General features: G+C 45.1%; 18 protein-coding genes and 1 riboswitch. Of the genes, 1 reads left to right on the top strand and 17 read right to left on the bottom strand.

From position 1 onward, the window contains the following. Positions 1–110: 110 nt before the first annotated feature. The 10 genes from sufB to ACFSUO_RS11080 all read right to left on the bottom strand — a co-directional run bounded on the left by sufB (position 111) and on the right by ACFSUO_RS11080 (position 13,777). Positions 111–1,508 carry a Fe-S cluster assembly protein SufB gene (gene sufB / locus ACFSUO_RS11125; RefSeq protein WP_382394053.1) on the bottom strand — a complete coding sequence of 466 codons (1,398 nt, stop codon included), beginning with the start codon at positions 1,506–1,508 and terminating at the stop codon, positions 111–113. Between the two features lie 112 nt (positions 1,509–1,620). After that, positions 1,621–2,052, bottom strand: a complete 432-nt coding sequence (sufU, locus tag ACFSUO_RS11120; RefSeq protein ID WP_382394051.1) for a Fe-S cluster assembly sulfur transfer protein SufU — start codon at positions 2,050–2,052, stop codon at positions 1,621–1,623. Continuing rightward, positions 2,042–3,262: a cysteine desulfurase gene (locus tag ACFSUO_RS11115; RefSeq protein ID WP_382394049.1), complete on the bottom strand. Its 1,221-nt coding sequence runs from the start codon at positions 3,260–3,262 to the stop codon at positions 2,042–2,044. The genes sufU and ACFSUO_RS11115 overlap by 11 nt, the downstream gene beginning before the upstream one ends. Beyond that, entirely contained in the window at positions 3,262–4,572 is a 1,311-nt protein-coding gene (sufD, locus tag ACFSUO_RS11110) for a Fe-S cluster assembly protein SufD (protein WP_382394047.1), read from the bottom strand. Before sufD ends, ACFSUO_RS11115 begins: the two co-directional genes overlap by 1 nt. Positions 4,573–4,590: 18 nt before the next feature. Beyond that, the gene (gene sufC / locus ACFSUO_RS11105; protein ID WP_382394045.1) at positions 4,591–5,376 is read right to left on the bottom strand and encodes a Fe-S cluster assembly ATPase SufC; all 786 of its coding nucleotides are present in this window, start codon (positions 5,374–5,376) and stop codon (positions 4,591–4,593) included. Between the two features lie 323 nt (positions 5,377–5,699). Further along, complete coding sequence (gene argH / locus ACFSUO_RS11100; protein WP_382394043.1) at positions 5,700–7,109, bottom strand: argininosuccinate lyase; 1,410 nt, start codon at positions 7,107–7,109, stop codon at positions 5,700–5,702. Beyond that, on the bottom strand, positions 7,106–8,371 hold the full coding sequence (locus ACFSUO_RS11095; protein WP_382394041.1) for an argininosuccinate synthase: 1,266 nt from the start codon (positions 8,369–8,371) through the stop codon (positions 7,106–7,108). Before ACFSUO_RS11095 ends, argH begins: the two co-directional genes overlap by 4 nt. A gap of 51 nt (positions 8,372–8,422) precedes the next feature. Further along, complete coding sequence (gene argF / locus ACFSUO_RS11090) at positions 8,423–9,385, bottom strand: ornithine carbamoyltransferase (RefSeq protein WP_382394039.1); 963 nt, start codon at positions 9,383–9,385, stop codon at positions 8,423–8,425. After that, positions 9,386–12,613: a carbamoyl-phosphate synthase (glutamine-hydrolyzing) large subunit gene (gene carB / locus ACFSUO_RS11085; RefSeq protein WP_382394037.1), complete on the bottom strand. Its 3,228-nt coding sequence runs from the start codon at positions 12,611–12,613 to the stop codon at positions 9,386–9,388. A 231-nt stretch (positions 12,614–12,844) separates the two neighbouring features. Next, positions 12,845–13,777, bottom strand: coding sequence for a fumarylacetoacetate hydrolase family protein (locus tag ACFSUO_RS11080; RefSeq protein ID WP_382394035.1), 933 nt, complete (start codon positions 13,775–13,777; stop codon positions 12,845–12,847). Between the two features lie 132 nt (positions 13,778–13,909). Here ACFSUO_RS11080 and ACFSUO_RS11075 point away from each other — a divergent pair, with 132 nt between their 5' ends. Next, positions 13,910–14,233 carry a hypothetical protein gene (locus tag ACFSUO_RS11075; RefSeq protein WP_382394033.1) on the top strand — a complete coding sequence of 108 codons (324 nt, stop codon included), beginning with the start codon at positions 13,910–13,912 and terminating at the stop codon, positions 14,231–14,233. A gap of 287 nt (positions 14,234–14,520) precedes the next feature. Here ACFSUO_RS11075 and ACFSUO_RS11070 read toward each other — a convergent pair whose 3' ends face one another. The 7 genes from ACFSUO_RS11070 to gcvH form a co-directional block, all read right to left on the bottom strand. After that, the gene (locus tag ACFSUO_RS11070) at positions 14,521–14,691 is read right to left on the bottom strand and encodes a hypothetical protein (RefSeq protein WP_382394031.1); all 171 of its coding nucleotides are present in this window, start codon (positions 14,689–14,691) and stop codon (positions 14,521–14,523) included. Positions 14,692–14,908: 217 nt separating this feature from the next. Next, positions 14,909–15,733, bottom strand: coding sequence for a MetQ/NlpA family ABC transporter substrate-binding protein (locus ACFSUO_RS11065; protein WP_382394029.1), 825 nt, complete (start codon positions 15,731–15,733; stop codon positions 14,909–14,911). A gap of 480 nt (positions 15,734–16,213) precedes the next feature. Then, positions 16,214–16,882 (bottom strand): methionine ABC transporter permease, encoded by a 669-nt coding sequence (locus ACFSUO_RS11060; RefSeq protein WP_382394027.1) that lies wholly within the window; start codon positions 16,880–16,882, stop codon positions 16,214–16,216. Further along, a complete protein-coding gene (locus ACFSUO_RS11055; RefSeq protein WP_382394025.1) occupies positions 16,872–17,903 on the bottom strand; it encodes a methionine ABC transporter ATP-binding protein in 1,032 nt (343 codons plus the stop codon). Before ACFSUO_RS11055 ends, ACFSUO_RS11060 begins: the two co-directional genes overlap by 11 nt. Positions 17,904–17,998: 95 nt before the next feature. Next, positions 17,999–18,109, bottom strand: a riboswitch (SAM riboswitch). Between the two features lie 67 nt (positions 18,110–18,176). After that, positions 18,177–18,503 carry a thioredoxin family protein gene (locus ACFSUO_RS11050; RefSeq protein WP_382394023.1) on the bottom strand — a complete coding sequence of 109 codons (327 nt, stop codon included), beginning with the start codon at positions 18,501–18,503 and terminating at the stop codon, positions 18,177–18,179. A gap of 1 nt (position 18,504) precedes the next feature. After that, on the bottom strand, positions 18,505–18,861 hold the full coding sequence (locus tag ACFSUO_RS11045; protein ID WP_382394021.1) for a toprim domain-containing protein: 357 nt from the start codon (positions 18,859–18,861) through the stop codon (positions 18,505–18,507). A 145-nt stretch (positions 18,862–19,006) separates the two neighbouring features. Then, positions 19,007–19,390, bottom strand: a complete 384-nt coding sequence (gene gcvH, locus ACFSUO_RS11040) for a glycine cleavage system protein GcvH (RefSeq protein WP_382394019.1) — start codon at positions 19,388–19,390, stop codon at positions 19,007–19,009. Positions 19,391–19,436: the final 46 nt, after the last annotated feature.

The raw sequence follows: 19,436 nt of genomic DNA, 5'->3' as shown, positions 1-19,436 counted from the left end.
TCTAATCCTTTAAAAGTTAGTTCAGTGTAGTAATCTACACTAGGTGCGACTGCCCGTCGCACAAAAAAGAGCCCGCCAAAGCGAGCTCTTGTATCTATCATCATTTCCAATCAGCCGATGGAACCTTCCATTTCCATTTTAATCAAACGGTTCATTTCAACTGCATACTCCATTGGAAGTTCTTTCGTGAACGGCTCAATGAAGCCCATAACAATCATTTCCGTCGCTTCTTCTTCTCCTAGACCTCTGCTCATCAGGTAGAAGAGCTGCTCTTCGGAAACTTTGGAAACTTTGGCTTCGTGTTCTAACGAAATATTGTCGTTGTTGATTTCGTTGTATGGAATGGTGTCTGATGTCGACTCATTGTCCATAATCAACGTATCACATTCAATGTTGGAGCGGGCGCCGGTTGCTTTCCGTCCGAAGTGAACGATACCGCGGTATGTCACTTTCCCGCCTTGTTTAGAAATCGACTTGGAAACAATACTGGACGACGTATTCGGTGCCAGGTGATGCATTTTTGCACCCGCATCCTGATGTTGGCCACGGCCAGCAATTGCAATTGATAATGTATTGCCGCGTGCACCTTCGCCTCTCAATAGGATAGATGGATATTTCATCGTCAGCTTCGAACCAATGTTTCCGTCAATCCATTCCATGGTTGCATTCGCATCCGCTGTTGCACGTTTGGTCACCAGGTTATAAACGTTATTCGCCCAGTTTTGAATGGTTGTGTAACGGCAGTATGCGTCTTTATGAACAAAGATTTCAACAACAGCACTGTGCAGTGAATTCGTTGTATAAACTGGTGCTGTACAGCCTTCCACATAGTGGACCGATGATCCTTCGTCAGCGATAATCAGCGTACGTTCGAACTGTCCCATGTTTTCCGAGTTAATCCGGAAGTATGCCTGCAGTGGTGTTTTCGCTTCAACGCCCTTCGGAACATAGATGAACGATCCCCCGGACCAGACTGCCGAGTTCAGCGCAGCAAATTTATTGTCAGACGGCGGGATAACTTTGCCGAAATATTGTTTGAAAATATCTTCGTTTTCTTTCAGCGCCGAATCCGTATCCTTGAAGATAATGCCGAGTTCTTCCAAATCCTCTTTCAGGTTATGGTAGACAACTTCGGATTCATACTGTGCAGATACACCAGCAAGATATTTCTGCTCTGCTTCAGGGATTCCCAGTTTATCAAATGTCTGTTTGATTTCATCCGGTACTTCATCCCACGTTTTCTCTGTTTTTTCGGATGGTTTAACATAGTAGACAATTTCGTCAAAATCAAGCTCGGAAAGATCTCCGCCCCATTGCGGCATTGGCATTTTATAAAAATGTTCCAACGCTTTCAGACGATAGTCAAGCATCCATTGCGGTTCTTCTTTCATTCTTGAAATTTCTTCCACAATTTCACGTGTCAACCCTCTACCAGAACGAAATACCGAAACGTCTTTATCATGAAAGCCATACTTATACTCTTCCATTTCTGGCATTTGTTTTGCCATGAAAATACCTCCTTTAAAAGTGTACAGGTCTTCCGGCTCCAAACTGCTCCGGCTTCAGCTGCCACTGTTTACCGCACTGACAGCGACCTGTTTATTAAGCATGAACTGCTTATTACTCCTGAACACCTTTTTCCATTGCCTTCCAAGCAAGGGTTGCACATTTTATCCTGGCCGGAAATTGGGAGACACCCTGCAATGCTTCCACATCTCCCATTTCCAGCTCTTCTGTGTCAACATCTTCACCAAGCATCATTTCCGAAAAAGCTTTCGACATTTTCAATGCGTCATCAAGCTTTTTCCCCCTGATGGCCTGGGTCATCATGGATGCGGACGACATGCTGATGGAACATCCTTCACCTGTGAATTTAGCATCCTGGACAATGCCATCATTGACCTGCAGCTGCAGCTGAATCCGATCACCGCAAGTCGGATTATTCATATCGACTGTCAGCGCATCACCATCAACTTCCCCCTTGTTTCTCGGGTTTTTATAATGGTCCATTATGACTTGTCTGTATAGTGTATCAAGATTATTAAAAGACATCACCGAAAAACTCCTTCGTTTTCAAAAGTCCATCGGCCAGCCGGTCAACGTCTTCTTCCGTATTGTACAAATAAAAACTTGCCCGGGCTGTTGCTGTCACATTCAGCCACTTCATGAGCGGCTGTGCACAGTGATGGCCGGCTCGGACTGCAATACCATCTGCATCCAATACCGTTGCAAGGTCATGCGGATGGACATCATCCAGATTGAATGTGACCAGTGCTGCTCGTTTTTCCGGCCCATAAATGGTTATATCATCTATTGTACGTAATTTTTCCATTGCATAGTCAGCCAATTTTTGTTCATGTTCCAGTATATTATTCATTCCAACGTCATTCAAGAAGTCAATGGCTGCACCTAAACCGACGGCACCGGCAATAATCGGTGTGCCTCCTTCAAATTTCCAGGGCAATTCCTTCCAGGTGGAATCATAAAGGTCCACAAAATCAATCATTTCTCCGCCGAACTCAACAGGTTCCATCGTTTCAAGATGTTCCTTTTTGCCATATAAGACTCCTATTCCTGTCGGGGCACACATCTTATGGCCAGAAAAGGCATAAAAGTCGCAATCCAAGTCGTTCACATCAACCTTCATATGTGGTGCACCCTGCGCGCCGTCAACAACAACGACTGCCCCATGGTCATGGGCAATTTTCGCCATTTCTTTCACAGGATTAACAGTGCCCAACACGTTTGATACATGGGTAACGGCTACTATTTTCGTATTTGATGTTACTGTTGTCCGCACATCCTCCAGTGAAATGGTGCCATCATCCTGCAGTGGAATATATTTCAAAGTTGCGCCACATGCTTTTGCTGCCTGCTGCCAGGGAATGAGGTTGCTGTGATGTTCCATTGGATTAATCACAACTTCATCCCCTTCTTGCAGGTTGGCACGCGCATAACTGTATGCAATCGTGTTAATTGATGTCGTTGTCCCGCGAGTGAAAATGATTTCAGCTGTACTGTTTGCGTTTAAAAATGCACGCACTTTTTCTCTGGCACCTTCATACTGATCGGTGGCTCGTGAACCTAATGTGTGCACACCGCGATGCACATTGGAATTGGCCGTTTTGTAGTAAGTGTCGACAGCATCGATCACTTTCTTCGGTTTTTGGGATGTTGCAGATGAATCCAAGTATACTAATGGATGCCCATTGATTTCCTCACCTAAAATCGGGAATTCTCGCCTAATGGCTTTCACATCCATTAGTATACCTTCCTTTCAATTACCTGGGACAGCTGGTTTTTCACGGATTCAATCGGCAATTGCTTTACAACCGGTGCAAGGAAACCGTGAATGACTAGACGTTCCGCTTCTGTTTGGGTAATGCCGCGGCTCATCAGGTAGTATAGCTGCAGCGGATCAACACGCCCGACGGATGCTGCGTGACCCGCCGTCACATCATCTTCGTCAATCAGAAGTATCGGATTGGCGTCACCGCGCGCTTTTTCACTCAACATCAATACACGTGATTCCTGCTCGGCGTTTGATTTGGTTGCCCCATGTTCAATTTTTCCGATCCCGTTGAAAATGGATGATGCTTTATCTTTCATAACTCCATGTTGCAGGATATGCCCTTCCGACTCTTTGCCGAAGTGGACAATTTTCGCTGTGAAGTTCTGTGTCTGCTTACCGCGGCCAACAGAAACTGTCTTGGCGTTGGAAACAGAATTGTCCCCAATCAGATGGGTGATGTTTTCCGATACCGTATTACCGTCATTCATTTGGCCCAGTGCCCATTCGATATGGGCGTCCCGATATGCGACACCGCGGCGATTGACATAAGTGGTTGTACCTGCTGCGAAGTTATCCACACCGCCAAAGGAGATTTGCGCATTGTTGTGGGCAATCACTTCGGTGACGATGTTGGATACCGTTTCCTGCTCCTCGTTTTGGGAGATATAGTTTTCCACGTATGTCATCGAACTGTTCTCTTCTGCAACCACAAGTACGTGGTTGAACATTGCTGTTTCCGGATCTTCCTGCCAGAAAATAACCTGGAGTGGTTCCTCGAGCTGTACATTCTTAGGTACGTATACAAACACGCCGCCATTCATTAAGGCTGCATGCAATGCTGTAAGCCGGTGCTCATCAACCGAAACCGCATCTTTCATGTAATAGCGTTTAACCAGATCGCTATGTTCACGTAGTGCGGTGAAAATGTCGGTGAAAATAACACCTTTATCCTTCAATTCCTGTTTCAGTGACTCAAAAGCAACCATATGGTTCCGCTGAATGAGCAAGTTTTCAGGTGCATTTTCGACATCAAGGAATTCCTGAATGTCTTCTGGCAATTTATCTAATGATGCTATTTTTTCAGCTTCGGCTGCATCATGTTTAAAATTGCTGAAATTCCACTTGCCTATTTTTGTCTTATCCGGTTTCGGCAGTTCCAGGGCATCCGCTTGCTCTAAAGCTTGAAGGCGTAACTCCCGCATCCAATCAGGTTCGCTTTTTTCCTGTGAAAACTGGCTGATGTATTCCTTATCGTATGGCAGCTTTGTGTCAACAGTCATATTACCCCTCCTAGCTTATTAGACTTCCTGCTCTTGAGTTTCTTCTTCGATTCCCAGTTCTTCTTTAATCCAGTCGTAGCCTTCCGATTCAAGGCGCTGTGCAAGTTCCGGTCCTCCTGATTTGACAACACGACCTTGCATCATAACGTGTACTTTATCCGGTGTAATATAGTTGAGCAAGCGCTGATAGTGTGTAATAATCAGGCAGCCAAATTGTTCATCACGCAGTTTGTTAATTCCTTTGGAAACAACTTTAAGTGCGTCAATATCCAGTCCGGAGTCAATTTCATCGAGAATGGCAATTTCCGGTTTGAGAAGCATCAATTGAAGAATCTCGTTACGTTTTTTCTCACCACCGGAGAATCCTTCGTTCAGGTAGCGCTGTGCCATGTTTTTGTCTATTTCAAGGTAGTCAAGTACTTCATCCATTTCTTTAATGAACTTCATGAGAGAAATTTCATTGCCTTCCCCGCGGCGTGCATTAATGGATGAACGGAGAAAGTCAGATGTGGTTACACCGCTGATTTCACTTGGGTATTGCATGCCAAGGAAAAGCCCTGCACGTGCACGTTCATCAACTTCCATCTCCAGCACGTCTTCACCATCAAGGTGAACACTGCCTTCAGTAATTTCAAAGCTTGGATGACCCATAATCGCTGATGCGAGTGTGGATTTCCCTGTGCCATTTGGTCCCATTACCGCATGGAACTCGCCACCATTTATCGTAAGGTTTACACCTTTTAAAATCTCGTTCCCTTCAATCTCAACATGAAGATTTTTAATCTCTAGTGTTGATCCAGCCATGTCGATACCTCCAATTACTGTTATATTTGCTTATTGATCTATAATGGATAAGACATCCATTCTCAATTTATTCTCATTATAATCTTAAATCATTTCAAATGTAATATCAACTGTAAGAGGCTGTTCTGCCGGAAAATTTCTGATGATGCGGCAGCGATTATTTCCCTTCAATAGCTTTATTAGCATTTGTAAGATTATCTTATATACACATTAGTAGGTTACAACCATTTCTGCAAGGGGAAGAATTCAAAGAAAACTCAAAGAAAACCTAACCACTTTAAAACGCCCCACTGCATGTGGAATGGCAGTGGGGTTATTTTTGTCTAAGAATGTGAATAATCCGTCTGGAGCCATGCCCGGTTATCTTTCAGCATGGCTTCCGCTTTTGTCAGCTGTTCCTCTACACTTTGCCGTGCAGTTCCACCTGTCGATCGGCGGGCATTGACAATGGTTTCCGGATCCAATGCATCAAAAATATCCTCCTCAATAAGGTCCGAAAAGGTTTGAAATTCATCAAGTGTCAGATCCTGCAAATAGTTGTGATGGTTAATGCAGTGCAGGACGATTCTGCCGACGGTTTCATGGGAGTGTCTGAATGGCATTCCTTTAGCTGTCAGATAATCAGCCAAATCTGTCGCATTGGAATAGTCCGCTCTTACCGCCTGATACATAGATTCTTTTTTTACATGCATCGTTTCAATCATTGGGGCAAATAGTGCAAGTGCTCCTCGCAACGTCTCTGCTGCATCCAACATGCCTTCCTTATCTTCCTGCATATCCTTGTTGTACGCAAGGGGGAGGCCCTTAAGCATGGTCAACATTCCATGCAGGTGGCCATAGACACGACCTGTTTTGCCGCGGACAAGCTCGGGCACATCCGGATTTTTCTTTTGGGGCATCATACTGCTCCCTGTGCAGAATGCATCATCAAGTTCAATAAAGTTAAATTCAGCACTGGACCATTGCACTAGCTCTTCGGACATCCTGGACAAATGCATAGCAATAAGCGATGCATCGGATAAAAATTCCACGACAAAATCACGGTCGCTGACAGCATCAAGGCTATTTTCACAAATACCATCGAAGTGCAGTTCCTTTGCAACGTACTCCCTGTCAATTGAGAAAGTCGTCCCTGCCAGTGCACCTGCTCCAAGGGGCAGCTTATTGATCCGCTTAAAACTGTCCTTGAGCCGTTCTGCATCCCGCTGGAACATAAATACATACGCAAGCATATGATGTGCAAACAGGACAGGCTGTGCCCGCTGCAGGTGCGTATAACCTGGGAGGACTGTGTCCAGATTGGCTTCGGCTTGCTTGCACAAGGATGCTTGGACTTCTGTCAGCAAACGGATCAGGTCGGCAACTGTATCGCGTAAATATAAACGCATATCCAGTGCCACCTGGTCGTTCCTGCTTCTTCCCGTGTGTAGCTTTCCGCCAACAGTGCCAATTTCATTGATAAGCAGTTTTTCCACATTCATATGGATATCTTCATACTCCTGCTGCAGTGCGGCTTCCCCATTTTCAATGGAAGCCGCCACTTTTTGCAGTCCGTCCGAAATTCTATCAGCATCCTGTACAGGGATAATACCGCACGCCTTGAGCATTTTCACATGTGCCAGACTCCCCTGGATATCATATTGTGCCAGTTTCTTATCAAACTGGATGGATGCTGTATATTCTTCCACTAACTGATTCGTTGGTTTCGTGAATCGTCCACCCCATAGTTTCATTGATTCAATGTTTCCTTTGCGGACATATCTGTTTTAAGTTCGGTCTCCGTTTTATCATTAGGGGCAGACTCATTGACGGATGAGTGAACCTTTGTCGGCAGTCCCCACAACTTAATGAACCCAGTGGCTGCTTCATGGTCAAACGCATCATCGGCATTATAGGTTGCTAGATCGAAGTCATAAAGTGATTGGGCGGACTGACGGCCGATTGGGAAAACATGACCTTTGAACAATTTCATCTTGACGGTTCCTGTCACAAACTGCTGGGTTTCTTCAATAAATGCTTTGAGCGCATTTGTTAAAGGGGAGTACCATAAACCGTCATAAACCATCTGCGCAAATTTCTGCTCGACAGCCGGTTTGAAATGGGCCGTTTCACGTGTCAACGTCAATGATTCCAGTTCCTGATGGGCACCCAGAAGGACCGCGGCTGCAGGTGCTTCATAGATTTCCCTCGACTTGATACCGACAAGGCGGTTTTCCACATGGTCAATACGTCCCACACCGTGTTTCCCAGCAATTCCATTTAATGTGGTTATCAATTCTGCAAGTGGCAGTTCCGTGCCATTCAGGGAAGTCGGTTTCCCTTGACTGAAGTTAACCTCCACAACTTCCGGCTCATCCGGGGCCTCCTCTACCGGATCGCTCGTCAGGCCGTATGCATCTTTTGGAGGTTCTTCCCAAGGATCCTCCAATATGCCGCATTCATTACTGCGGCCCCACAGATTTTCATCAATACTGTATGGACTGTCCACGTTGACCGGGACTGGAATCTGATGCTCTTTAGCAAAGGCAATTTCCTCTTCTCTGGACATGGACCATTCTCGAACCGGGGCGACAACATGAAGGTTCGGGTTCAGCCCGGAGAAGGCAACATCAAATCTGACCTGGTCGTTCCCTTTTCCGGTACAGCCATGTGCAACAGCTGATGCCCCTTCTTTTTCAGCGATATCCACGAGAATTTTAGATATGAGTGGTCTTGATAATGCTGAAATCAACGGATATTTTCCTTCATATAAAAGGTTGGCCTGCAGTGCCGGCAGTACATATTCATCGGCGAATAATGACTTGGCATCCACTACATACGACTTAACAGCGCCAACATCCAATGCTTTTGTCTTTACCGATTCCAGATCTTTGCCTTCCCCTACGTCCAATGCTATAGCAATCACATCGTAATTATACTGATCCTGGAGCCATTTAACCGCGACGGACGTGTCAAGGCCTCCTGAGTATGCAAGCACAATTTTTTCTTTTTCCATCATAAATTCCCCTCTCGTTTTGATTTTTAGTTTATTTACCGGCTTTTCGCCTTAGCCCATTAATGCGGTCATTAGTGCCTTTTGGGCATGAAGTCTGTTTTCAGCTTGCTGAAAGACGACTGATTGGCTTCCGTCAATAATATCTGCGGTAACCTCTTCCCCTCTGTGGGCTGGCAGGCAATGCATGAAAATAGCATCCTGTTTTGCTGAAGAAAATAGTTTCCTATTCACCTGAAAACCGGCAAACGCCCTGTTGCGCGCTATTTGTTCCTTTTCTTGCCCCATGCTCGCCCAGACATCTGTATAAACGATATCTGCCTGCCTTACAGCCTTATTCGGATCTGTTGTCAGTTCCACACAGCCACCTGTCACACTAGCGGTAGCAGCTGCTTGCTCTGTAACGTCCGGTTCTGGCTCATATCCTTCAGGTGTGGCAATACTGATGGTCATTCCAGTCATTGCTGCACCAGCCAGCAGTGAATGAGTCATGTTGTTGCCATCGCCAATATAAGCAAGTTTCTGACCACTCCAGCCGCCTTTTGCCTCGCGAATAGTCAATAGGTCTGCCAGCACTTGGCAAGGATGACAATAGTCAGTAAGTCCATTGATCACCGGAACAGTTGCATGCTGAGCCAATGTTTCCACCGATTCATGGCCAAATGTGCGAATCATGATGCCATCAAGGTAGCCGGACAATACTTTGGCTGTATCCGAGATGCTTTCCCCTCTGCCCAGCTGCAGATCATTTCCGTCTAGAAATATACCAGTTCCTCCGAGCTGAAAAATTCCTGTCTCAAAGGAGATGCGAGTTCTCGTTGACGGTTTTTCGAACAGCATACCAAGTGTTCTTCCTTTTAATGGCTGTTCTGTGACACCTGCTTTATGCAGTGTCTTCATCTCATCAGCTAAATCTACAAGGTATACCAGTTCCTCACTGCTCAAGTCATGGAGCGACAGAAAATCTCTCCCTTTCAGCTGCTGTTGGACATTGCCTTGTTTAACTCCCGGACCCATTCACACCACCTGCTCTTTCCTTTTATTCAAATGCCGGACAGCACTCATATAGGCATCGATCGTCTGCGGTGCTTCAGCTGGCTCAAATGAAGCCTGCAAATGCGCCTGCAACGTTTCCATCGAAGTGAAGCATGCGATGCCACTGGCCAGTGCCTCTGACCGTAGTTTCATATGATCATCCAATGTGAACTGTTTTTGTGTATCACAAACGAATGCAAATTCCCCGTCCGCACACCGTGCTTGCGCTTCCGATACACTTGCCATTTCCTTAGCGTGCAGCCCTTGTTTCCTGATCATTTCGGCTGTTGTCCGGTCTGCTAGGATGCTGACCCCGAGCTCGGACAACCATTCCACTAATTTCACGGGCAAGCCGTCTCCTGATGGGTCCAGGGAAAAATAGACAGATTCGCCGTTTTCAAGCTTTAAAAGAGTGCCTTCCGACCAGCCACAAGCCTTCCGCATCGCCTGCTTAACCGTTGAACCGATTCCAATTGCCTCACCGGTCGATTGCATTTCGGGTCCAAGATATGGATCAACACCAGGCAACTTAGATGAAGAAAAAACGGGCATCTTCACGGCGTAAAATGGAATTTCCTTATGCAAACCGAGTTCCCAGGACTGTTTATTTAATGGTTCCCCCATCTGTACACTTGTTGCCAGATCAATGAGCGGCACCCCCGTCGTTTTACTAGCAATCGGAACAGTACGTGATGATCGTGGGTTCACCTCAAGCACATACATTTCCTGTTCATCCTCACTGAGGACAAATTGTATGTTAATCATCCCCTTGATATTCAGCTCCGCGGAAATGGATTTGGTATATGTCTCCATCTGGCGCTTCTGCTGTTCCGTCAAATCCGGAGCCGGAAAAACAGTGATACTGTCACCAGAGTGGACCCCTGCCCGTTCCACATGCTGAAAGATACCAGGAATCAAAACCTCTGAACCATCACAGACAGCATCTATTTCAAATTCACGGCCCGGAATAAAACGATCAATTAGGAGCGGAAAACTACTGGTGTCAGGTGCGCTTTTATTCAGTTCACTAAGATATGCCATCAACTCCGATTCGTTTTGCAATACAGTCATTCCCTTGCCACCGATTACATACGAAGGACGCACCAATACCGGATAACCAATCCCATTCGCTGCTGCAGCCGCATCAGTTCCGTTCATGACTGTTTCGCCGGGAATATGCGGTATGTCCAGCTTTTTGAGTAGCTGGTAAAACTGCTCCCGGTCCTCACTTGCAGCGATGGATGCCAGTGATGTTCCATACACATGAACACCTTCTGCATGAAGATCTTGAGCAAGGTTTATGGCTGTCTGCCCGCCGAACTGCACCATGACACCGTCCGCGTTCTCCTTTTTGACAACAGACAAAACATCTTCAGTCGTCAGTGGTTCCATATAAAGGTGATCCGCTATAGCCCAGTCGGTACTGACCGTTTCCGGATTATTGTTGATAACAACGGCATGGGCACCTTGCTCCTGAAGTGATTTCACGGCTTGCACGGAGCAGTAATCAAACTCAATACCCTGGCCAATTCGGATAGGGCCTGCCCCCAATACAACAATCGTTTTTCCTTTCAGCGGGATCGCTTCATCCGTTTCGTTCCAGCTGCTATAGTAAAATGGCTTTCCTGCCTGATTTGCACCGGCCGTTTTGTAGCCGGGATGAATCCCAAGCTCCTCCAGGCAGTTACGCATAACCGACGTTTTTCTCTCAAACAGGGAAGCCAGGAACGCATTGGAAAAGCCTAGTGTTTTGACTTCCTTCCATTCATCTTTTGAAACAGCAGTACAATCTGCTGCAGCTAATCTTTTCTCCACAGAAATGAGATTTGCCATTTCGTTCAAGAAAAACGGTTGAATACCAGTTAATTCGTGGACACGGGCTATCCCGAATCCGCGCCTGAATGCCTCTATTACAGTAAACAACCGTTGATCAGTCGCGTCTGTCAATGATTTTTCAATTGTCTCATCAGTCCAGTCTGTCAAAAATGGAAAATGATTGGTTTGCATATCCAGTGACCGGACGGCTTTCATCAATGCTTCCGAAAAACTATGTGCCAGCGCCAATACTTCTCCCGTTGCTTTCATTTGCGTTCCAAGAAGACGATCAGCTTTCTTAAATTTATCAAACGGCCAGCGCGGGATTTTTACAGCCGTATAATCGATGGACGGCTCCAATCTGGAAAGCGCCGTTGCATTACCTGGAATCGTCAGTTCATTCAGCTGATAGCCTAACGCCAATTTGGTCGCAATTGTCGCTATTGGGTAGCCTGTTGCCTTGGAAGCAAGTGCACTGGAACGGCTCACTCGAGGATTAACCTCAATAATCACATAATCGCCACCGGATGGTTTAACAGCAAATTGGATATTGCACGCACCAACAATTCCCAGTTCGTCAATGACTTTACAAGAAGCATCACGGAGCATCTGATATTCTTCACCATTCAGTGTTTGTGCGGGAGTTGTTACAATACTGTCTCCCGTATGTATGCCGGCCGGATCGATGTTTTCCATATCACAGACAATGATGCACGTACCGGCAGCATCCCTAATCACTTCAAATTCAAATTCCTTCCATCCCTTAACACTCTGCTCGACTAGTACTTGATTAATAGGGCTCATGTCGAGTCCGCGCCGGACAATTGAATGGAGCTCATTTTTATTTTTCGCAACACCCCCACCGGCTCCCCCAAGTGTATAAGCCGGTCTGACGATAATGGGAAACCCTGCTTTTTTTGAAAAGCGAACAGCAGCATCAGCTGACGTCACTGATAAGCTTTCCGGAACCGGTTCACGAATAGACGTCATAAGCGATTTAAAAATATCCCGGTCTTCCCCTTTTTGAATCGTCTCAAGTGATGTGCCTAATAGACTTACATCATATTTGTCCAGCACACCTGCTTCCGATAGCGCTAGCGCCAGGTTAAGTCCAGTCTGTCCGGCCACTGACGGCAATAGGCCATCTGGTTTTTCTTTCTGAATGATGGCCGTAAGGGAAGCCTCAGTCAGTGGCTCCAAATACACATGATGCGCTGTTGTTTCATCCGTCATGATGGTAGCCGGATTGTTATTGACAAGGACCACCTCGACACCTTCTTCTTTCAGGGCGAGGCATGCCTGTGTACCGGAATAATCGAATTCAGCTGCCTGACCGATGACAACCGGTCCTGACCCAATGACAAGAACTTTATGAATACCTTCCAATTTCGGCATGCTGTTCCACTCCTTCCTGCATGTATACCAGCCGTACAAATGTCATTTTCAAATGAACTTACGCTCATTCATGTGAGTAATATTTAAACAATTTTAAATCATCTGTTGTTGTATCATTATGCATTATTTTGTATATTAATTCAATAAGAAAATGAAATTTTTTAAATCTTTTTGTATGGAAATAAAAAAATGCATAGAGATGTCAGCTCTCCCTATGCATGCGAATCATTATTATTTAGCTTTCACCTTGTTTTCCAGCTGACCAATATTTCCGATTTCCATCGTTATGGTATCGCCATCGTTTAAAAATTTCGGTGGGTTCATGCCCTTCCCTACGCCGTCTGGTGTGCCTGACAGAATCAGATCACCCGGTTTCAGTGTAATTAGTCCGGAAATAAACTCAATGAGATACGGAACATCAAAAATAAGCTTGCTGGTTGATGATGACTGGCGAACATTTCCATTCACCTGAGACTGGATCGTTAAATCGCCTGGGTCACCAACTTCATCTGCAGTCACAATCCATGGTCCCACCGGTGTGCTGCGGTCGAGTGTTTTACCCTGCAGCCACTCTGGTGTTCGCGTTTGCAAATCACGTGCTGAAATGTCATTCCCAATTGTATAGCCGGCAATGTACTTAAGGGCATTTTCCCGCTTCACACGGGATGCTTCTTTCCCGATGACAGCAGTAAGCTCCACTTCATAATCAAGCTGACTGGTTTTGGGCGACTTTTCGATGACATCTTCAGGGCCGATTAGGCTGTTGGCAAATTTTGCAAACAGTACAGGATATTCCGGTACATCACTCTTCATTTCCGCTGCATGATCGGCGTAGTTTTTGCCTATGCAGATAATTTTGGATGGTTCAGGAACAGGTGTCAGCAGACGAACCTCTTCACGGCTGTAACCGATATCTTCCATATTGGTCGTTTGGGCAAATGCGGCTGCTTCTATTGCCTGACTAATAATAAAATTGCCGCCCGCAAAAAAACAGGACGGGTCAGATGGGAAAAATTGCTCTGCATTGGCTGCTAATTCGTTTTCCCGCCTGGAACGCCGCCAGCGACGCCAAGTCTCCTGCATATCCGCAATACAGCCATTCAGCATAAAACCAACTCTGGGCGGACCGGGACTTCTTTTCAGCTGATAACTCAGTAATTTCAACGGATGTTCCTCCAATCAATTGTAATCTCTTCCATGTATGTATTGCCTGTTTTCATTATTCGCCTCTCAACAGCATGAATCCTGCCATTTTTAAAAATAAGACTGTTTTTCTAATAGACTGTTGCTTTTTGTGTGACACCACAGAATGAAACCCTGCTGAACAATTTGTATAAACTGCGACGTAACTGCTACATTGATTTCTGCTCCGTGCAGTCGCTTTCACCCCAGGGCATAAGCTCGACATCTACTCAAGCTCTCTTCGTTCGCTTTCGTAGTGTCTTCTTTACCGCGGGCACGGCTTCAGCCTCCGTAGCGGAAAACCGCCGCTGCGGGGTCTTCAGACACGTGCTGTTCCCGCAGGACAAGGAAAGCTACGTCAGTGATACATCGCACGAAGAAAAAGTGCTTTTCTTTTTCGAGGAGTCGACTGCCCTCCGCTCCAATCAATCATCATAAGATCATTAATAATGATTGGAAGCGGAATATCTTCAAACCAGCGGAGGAAATACACGGAGACTCCTGCGGGAACAGTGGCCTACGTGAGACCCCGCAGAACGGAGTTCGAGGAGGCTCACGGGTCACCCGCGGAAAGCGGAGTGTATTTCCGGAGCGGTGTCATAGCATTCCATTTTCAAAGTATGCCGCAGTTTATATCAACTGTACTGGAAAAACAACAAAGTTATGATAAGATCCAAAAATAAAAATCCGGCACCCCTTGGTCTAGGAGGTGCCGGTGTTCTATATCATGTATGAATATGACTGTCGATTTCTGCTATCATTTGTTTGCACTGCTGGTATTCATGCTGCCGTTTTTTCTCTACGGCAATGCGCTTTTCGAGTTTTCTTTCGTATTCCGCGTACCCCATCTGGTGCGATTGTTGCATTGCCTTCTCCATTTCCGGAGTATAGGTCATCCGAATTCCACTATTGATAGTGAACCATCCTTTCGTTTTGTTTACGGTAATAAGAATATCATATAGAACTTACCAGCCGCAAAACGAATATAGCTGTTTGAAACCGAAATCAATTCCATAAGATAGAGTGAATGGCGCTTAGCATTCCATATGCTAAACTTGCCGCCAATTTCTAATGTATACTGCACTTTCCCTAAAATTCGCGCAGTGGATCTTCTTATTCAGGTGCTCCATCAACTGGAACGACTGCACCACCAAATTCTTCCTTGATAAATTCCTGAATTTTATCAGAATGCAGGACATCCACCAATGTATTTAATGTTTCGTTATCCTTATCCTCTTTTCGTACGGCAACCACATTTACATAAGGAGATTCGTCCCCCTCCAGAATGAGTGCATCTTCCGACGGGTTCAAGTCAGCGCCAATTGCATAGTTCGTATTAATGGCTACTAATGTGTTTTCTTCTGTTTCATATAAGTCAGGCAACGCTGCTGCATCATAATCATGTGAGAATGTCAGGTTTTTCGGATTTTCCACAATGTCATCGGTTGTTGCGTCTACTTTCTTTACGTCTTCAGCCAGTTTAATCAGGCCTTCCCGTTCCAGTAATGCCAGGACACGGCCATGGTCGGCAACGGAGCGGCTCATCAATACTTCTGCTTCATCCGGGATTTCGTCAATACTATTAAAATCTTTGGAATAAATACCCATTGGCTCAATATGGATGCCGCCGAGATGAGTGAAATCATAACCAATGTCGGCAATCTGCCCCTTCAGGTACGGTATGTGCTGGAAGTAGTTCGCATCAATTTCACCGCTCTCCAGATCATCGTTCGGCAAAACATAATCCTGGTATTCTTCTATTTTGAGGGTAATCCCCTTTTCCTTCAGTAGTGGCTTTGCTTCTTCCAGAATAACAGCATGTGGTGTACTCGATGCCCCCACCTTAATGGTATTGCTGTCGCCATCCCCTGACGATTCCCCACACGCTCCTAATATAAGCACCAATAATGCTGCTGTAAATGCTATAATCTTTTTCATCTTGATCTCTCCTTTTATCGTTATTGAGTGAATTTCATAATTCAATATCTACCTTTAAAATACGAACAATTAGTATTGCGTTTGATTTCCACTTCAGGCGGACGCTTTCCGCGGGCGGCTGATGAGCCTCCTCATGCTCGTCGTGTTGCAAGTGTGGTCGTGGATGCAGCACTCCTCGCAGGTCGAAGCTTACTCATGGAAGCTTTACTTTGTGCTAACGCCTTGCGGGGTCTCATCTAGGCCTCTTATCCCGCAGGAGTCGTCCGCCTTCCGTTCCAATCTTCTAAGGTGGAGTACGAATGATTTAGTGTGTTTTCAGTTATAAGTTCGTATATTAAGCAAAAAAAGTATTTATGAAATTCATTCGTTATTCTAAAAAATTCTTTTAGGAAGCCTCTGAATCAGCAGTTGTCATACACGGAGACTCCTGCGGGTGAACAACTGCGACAGTTGAAAAACTATAAAGATAAGAAAAGTCCCTTATCGTTTATCTATTTTGTTCGAAACATAGTCCCCTATAAATTGGAACAAGAACACAATAAGTACAATAAGAACAGTACATATGAAGACAACATCAAATTCTCGACGCTGGAATCCGAAGAAGTACGCATAGTTACCAAGTCCCCCGGCACCGATGACACCAGCCATCGCTGTATATCCAATCAGATTGATTGACGTGACGGTTATACCTGAAATAAGTGCCGGCATTGATTCTGGCAGCAGCACACGGAAAATAATCGTTCGCGTTTTAGCACCCATCGCTTTCGCTGCTTCCACAACCCCTTTGTCCACTTCCTTTAGGGCAATTTCAACGAGTCTTCCATAAAATGGTGCCGATCCGATAATCAGTGCGGGCAGTGCTGCGTTCGGACCGCGAATGGTACCGATTAGAAAATCAGTAAATGGGAAAAGCAGCAAGATTAAAATGATGAACGGAATCGCCCGGAACACGTTTACTACAGACGCCACCAAAAGATTCAGTACTTTGCTTTGCCATATACCGCCTTTCATTGTCAGATAAAGGAACAGCCCCAGCATGATTCCAAAAACAAACGTACCGACAAGTGAAAGAATCGTCATATAGAATGTTTCATAAGTCGCTGTCCAAAGCTCCTGTAATTCAATATTCGGAAACAATTCATTCCACATTCCGAATCACCTCCACTTCCACAGAGGTTTCATCCGCTAAATACTGCACTGCCCGGTCCATTTCATCCGGTTCGCCATCCATTTGTACGAACAGAGTTCCATATGCGTCATGCTGCATTTGTGTAATTTTCCCCTGTAAAATATTGATATCAATGGAGAACAGCTTTGCCAGTTTACTAATAAGCGGCTGATTCGCCGTTTCACCAACAAAATGTAATCTGAGAAGCCTGCCGGTGCTACTGGCGCTGAACAGTTTTTCTATATCATCATCTTCTTCATTGGACCCCATAACTTGTTCAACGAATTTCTTGGTGACTTGCTGCTGAGGCCGCAGAAATACATCCAGCACATCACCCTGTTCCACAACTTTTCCATTTTCCATAACAGCAACCTGTTTACAGATCTTCTTGATGACATGCATCTCATGCGTAATCAAAATGATGGTTAAGCCCAGCCTTTCGTTAATATCCACAAGCAGATCCAGAATGGCGTTCGTCGTCTCCGGATCAAGTGCGGATGTTGCCTCATCACACAAGAGCACTTTCGGTCTGTTGGCAAGCGCTCTGGCAATTCCGACACGCTGCTTTTGCCCGCCACTCAGCTGTGACGGGTAAGCATGTTCCCGTCCTGCCAGTCCGACGAGCTCAATCAGTTCCTGGACACGATCCTCACGTTCACGCTTAGGGACACCCGCTATCTCCAGCGGAAAAGCAATATTCTCCTTGACCGTCCGTGACCATAACAAATTAAAATGCTGGAAAATCATCCCAATATCCTGGCGAGTCATTCGAAGCTGACTGGAATTTAAAGCTGTTATCTCCTGTTCATCGATGACGATTTCCCCTCCGGTCGGTTCTTCCAGACGGTTCAAAAGCCTTACAAACGTACTTTTTCCAGCCCCGCTATACCCAATCACTCCAAAGATGCCGCCTTCATTTATATCAAGGGTTAAATCATCGACAGCTTTAATCTGGTTATTCGTTGTTGTAAATGTTTTGCTCAAACCCTTTATCGAAATCAACTAGATCAGATCCCCCTTTACTGTTCAAATTTAAAATAAAAACGCCTTTCTGCAAGAGAACAGAAAGACGTATACACAACTACAATCATTTCGTTCTCTTATCTGCCAAAGCAGCTACTTTGCAGGAATTGGCACCTTTCAAACAAAATGCATTTGAGGTTGCCGCGGTTTCATAGGGCCAGCCCCTCCACCGCTCATGATAAGAGTATGCTTATTTAATTTAGAATCAATAATAAAAATATTAGCAGTTCCACCCGACGCTGTCAATACAAATCAACCGTCATTTGCAAATAATTCTGGTTTATATTTCATCAAATAGCTGTAGATGTTCGGTATGGAATGAAATGCATAGACTTTTTCTTTTATCTCTCCGTTGTCTTTAAACAGTAAACACGGTACACTTTCAATTTGATAGTCCTGCATGTATTGAGGATGTAGTGACGCATTCATTTCATAGAAAATATTTTCCTGATGAACAGACTCAATTTTGTCCAGCATGGTTCTGGCCAGCGCACATGTGCCACAAAATGGGGTATAAATATATAAAATGTAATGATCTTTTTCCAGGTCGTTTTCTTGTATCTGCTGCAATCGAATCACCCTAAGCCAAAAATATCGGATTAACTGCAATCTCAGCGCCTACAAGTGCTTCTGCCAGCATGTGGACAGGTGTAGCCGCCACCTCCCGAAATTCACTTTCAATATGGATATGCCGGGCATGTGGAAGTTCATGGGTTAGCTGCCGGCGGATTTTGCTGCCTGAATCATCCTCATCAACCAGTATATAAACATCCCGGTTGTCCAAATCGTGCTTGTCAAGCAGTTCATCCATTTTTTCAACACCCAGTGTCCCATGTGTGCATATAATTTCGGTATCCTCATCGGTAAGCACTTTTTTGATTTGCAGCTTATCTGTTAATCCTTCCACTATAATAACTTTTTCGCTGCTATGTGTCATTCGCGTTGCACTCCTTAAAGAGAACATTTCTTATTCTTATGTCCAATTAAGCATATCCTATGATTTCCAGCGTCATTTTTAATTGTACAAAAAAACTGACTTGCACTACCTTAGGCAAGCCAGTCATACGTTTTCACGAGGAAAATTAATCTTCTTTAACCGCTGCTTCATATTGCTCAGCAGACAATAGGTTATCAAGATCCGCTTCATTAGCCGGTTCCACAACAATCATCCATGCTTTATCATATGGCGATTCATTGACAAATTCCGGGCTGTCTTCCAGTTCCTCGTTAATTTCGACTATTTTTCCGGCAATCGGAGCGTACAGCTCAGAAACCGTCTTGACGGATTCAACACTGCCAAATGGCTCATCGGCTTCAATTTCTTCACCTTCCTCAGGCAGCTCAACAAAAACAATATCTCCAAGCTCATCCTGGGCAAAATCAGTTATCCCGATGCGTACTTTTCCGTCTTCTTTCTTAATCCATTCATGCTCCTCTGTGTATAGCAGGTCTTTCGGCAGGTTCATGCAAATCCCTCCATCAACATAATATCATTTTCAGCATACTAGGTTC

Source organism: Lentibacillus juripiscarius (assembly GCF_042685205.1).
In the GTDB taxonomy this organism is placed as follows: Bacteria; Bacillota; Bacilli; order Bacillales; family Amphibacillaceae; genus Lentibacillus; species Lentibacillus juripiscarius.
Note: the sequence above shows the minus strand (reverse complement) of the source record. Positions and strands in the feature narration are given on the sequence as shown.

Coding starts and splice junctions, on each gene's coding strand:
- sufU (WP_382394051.1), bottom strand. CDS start 2,052: ATGTCTTTTAATAATCTTGATACACTATACAGACAAGTCATAATGGAC.
- carB (WP_382394037.1), bottom strand. CDS start 12,613: ATGCCGAAATTGGAAGGTATTCATAAAGTTCTTGTCATTGGGTCAGGA.
- argF (WP_382394039.1), bottom strand. CDS start 9,385: ATGGGTCCGGGAGTTAAACAAGGCAATGTCCAACAGCAGCTGAAAGGG.
- ACFSUO_RS11070 (WP_382394031.1), bottom strand. CDS start 14,691: ATGACCTATACTCCGGAAATGGAGAAGGCAATGCAACAATCGCACCAG.
- ACFSUO_RS11045 (WP_382394021.1), bottom strand. CDS start 18,861: ATGACACATAGCAGCGAAAAAGTTATTATAGTGGAAGGATTAACAGAT.
- ACFSUO_RS11060 (WP_382394027.1), bottom strand. CDS start 16,882: ATGTGGAATGAATTGTTTCCGAATATTGAATTACAGGAGCTTTGGACA.
- ACFSUO_RS11095 (WP_382394041.1), bottom strand. CDS start 8,371: ATGGAAAAAGAAAAAATTGTGCTTGCATACTCAGGAGGCCTTGACACG.
- ACFSUO_RS11115 (WP_382394049.1), bottom strand. CDS start 3,262: ATGGATGTGAAAGCCATTAGGCGAGAATTCCCGATTTTAGGTGAGGAA.
- sufC (WP_382394045.1), bottom strand. CDS start 5,376: ATGGCTGGATCAACACTAGAGATTAAAAATCTTCATGTTGAGATTGAA.
- ACFSUO_RS11065 (WP_382394029.1), bottom strand. CDS start 15,733: ATGAAAAAGATTATAGCATTTACAGCAGCATTATTGGTGCTTATATTA.
- gcvH (WP_382394019.1), bottom strand. CDS start 19,390: ATGAACCTGCCGAAAGACCTGCTATACACAGAGGAGCATGAATGGATT.
- argH (WP_382394043.1), bottom strand. CDS start 7,109: ATGAAACTATGGGGTGGACGATTCACGAAACCAACGAATCAGTTAGTG.
- sufD (WP_382394047.1), bottom strand. CDS start 4,572: ATGACTGTTGACACAAAGCTGCCATACGATAAGGAATACATCAGCCAG.
- sufB (WP_382394053.1), bottom strand. CDS start 1,508: ATGGCAAAACAAATGCCAGAAATGGAAGAGTATAAGTATGGCTTTCAT.